This is a genomic window from Bartonella elizabethae F9251 = ATCC 49927 (assembly GCF_000518165.1).
GTDB lineage: Bacteria > Pseudomonadota > Alphaproteobacteria > Rhizobiales > Rhizobiaceae > Bartonella > Bartonella elizabethae.
Genome location: NZ_JADB01000037.1, coordinates 1 through 2,227 on the forward strand (window position 1 = coordinate 1; position 2,227 = coordinate 2,227).

The 2,227-nt window shown below is 36.8% G+C and carries 1 pseudogene; it reads right to left on the reverse strand.

Going from position 1 to position 2,227, the window contains the following annotated elements:
- A pseudogene (locus tag T429_RS0108440) lies at positions 1-1,955 on the reverse strand (autotransporter outer membrane beta-barrel domain-containing protein); the annotation flags it as partial.
- Positions 1,956-2,227: the final 272 nt, after the last annotated feature.

The following is a 2,227-nucleotide window of genomic DNA, read 5'->3' on the forward strand; positions in this document are numbered from 1 at the left end:
GTAGGAAGTGAATCGGGAGGGGGAGAGTCTAAAGGATGAGATAATGAAAACGAAGCAGGTTTACCAAATGGACCATGATAAGAACCCAATCCAGAATGAAGATAAATCCCTTCAAGACGGAAATCCCAAAAATCTCCCTCACCCTCCACTAATCTTTGCCTAGCATCCGCTTCTCCAAAGGGCGAACCTGGACCATAACCACGAATACGATATTGATAAGGAAAACCTTTCACCGTAGCATAACCATCATAACCATTGGTAAGTCGAAAAGAACCTGCCTGCGCTTTTCCAGCAACTTGAATGAGCGAAATACTTTGATTTCTTCCCTGATAGACTTCTTTTTTTGCAATTTTTGGAAAACTTTGTACCTGAATGAATGTCGTTCCCACGACATCACCAGAAATCAATATACGATCGGTTTTTTGGGAATCAAACAAACCCTCATCACTCAAAAATGCACTCAACCTAATCTGAGCATTTCCCTCAGCGCTGTAGACTTTTTTATCTTTTGATGCCAGAGTTTTATCTTCTGCTTCTATGCCTATTTTTCTCCCAATGCGCAAGATTTGATACCCATTTGATATATCTCCATCATCAAAGATCAGTGTACTATTGGAAAGACTTAAAGAAGAAAGTGATGAAACAGATTCCTGTAAACCGTTGTATTTACTTTTGGTAATATACCATTTTGAGTAACGACTTAACTCTAAATCAAGAGTTGATTTATCGTCAACACGCGTCCCTCCTGTAAGAAAAGAAAAATTCGCTTTCACCAATAGAGAAGCATTATTTTCAGCTTTTAGCAACAAATCACCAGAAATCTTTGTTTCATCTGATAATTCAAGAGTGCCTTTTACTTGATAGTCTTTATTTCCCTTCGCATAAATTGCAACTTCATCTGGAACTGTCATATCCGTCTTTGATAAGGAAACAAACGCCTTCCCGGTAATGACTGTTTTGCTTTTTAAAAGTTTTTCACCCTCGCGTTGTCCCGACATTTTAGCAAGCTCTTCTGGAGTTAAAACACTAAAATACAGACCATATGCCCCCTCTCCTTTCACAGAAATATTGTTTTTTTCTATCTTAATGTTTGTATTTTTAAAGCCATTCGGTGAAACATATTTTTGAATTATCTTGCCATTATCACCAACATAACCTGAAAAATTTTTAATCAAGAATGCATGCATAGAGTTAAGCTGAAAAAAACCGTTTTTCAAATAAACATCCCCTCCTTGAAAAACCTCAAAAGCTTCCGGCAATACCCCCATAGGACCATCATCATCTGTTCTCGCTTCCTCTCTTCTCCCCTGTCCTATAATCCCCATATTCTCGAGAAGATAGCGCCCCCCAAACTGCGTTGAAAATGAGCCAATCTGGTTAAAATTAATAGTACCATCTGACATTCTAACCATTGCATCAAAGCCACTCATAATACCGACCCCTTTTACATTCAAATTATCAGGCTCAATATCGATATTCACGCTCACTAAAGAAATATCGGTCTCTCTCCCCCATGCATAAACAGCATGTGATGTTCCTTTAATTTCTCCTACTGTCATACTAATAACGGCATTTTGAGCACGAAGAGCAGGTATATACTTAAAATCTGCGGCGGTTAGATTAAGTCTCCCACCATTTCTTGCGTATGCTCCATAGGCAGATATTTTATCTGGATTATCACCATAAACGGTTACCTGAGATGCATGAACAATAGTGCCTGGTTTTTCTACATAGAGAGCTGCAATAGGTGCAAAACTAGCAGACTCCTCCTGAGAACTTTTTAAGTAATAAACTTTATTTGCGAGAAAGTGCATTTTTCTATCATCGCATTTATAAAAGGCATCTCCTAAATCATTTAAAGCTCCTGCAGCACTCACATAAGTAACCTGTAGAAAATAAAGAACAGCTGTTGTAAACTTACATAAAAATACATGTCTTTGAAATACATAAACCATAACGCTTCTCGACTCCTATTCCCCTACTTGTCTTCATTGAAGAATAAAATATATATTTAAGTAAACAAAATTCCTAAAATACAATAAATATAAAACTAAAGAGCCATTTTTACTTAATATAACATTATATACTTATATATAAGTTACTATATAGTTTATGTATAGCTAAAAATGATAGCGCAATCCAGCAGAGAAACTCGCACCAGAAAAGCCAACTTTTTTAAGCCCATGCTGATAACTAACATCCCCATGAAGAGAAAGTTTTGAAGAAA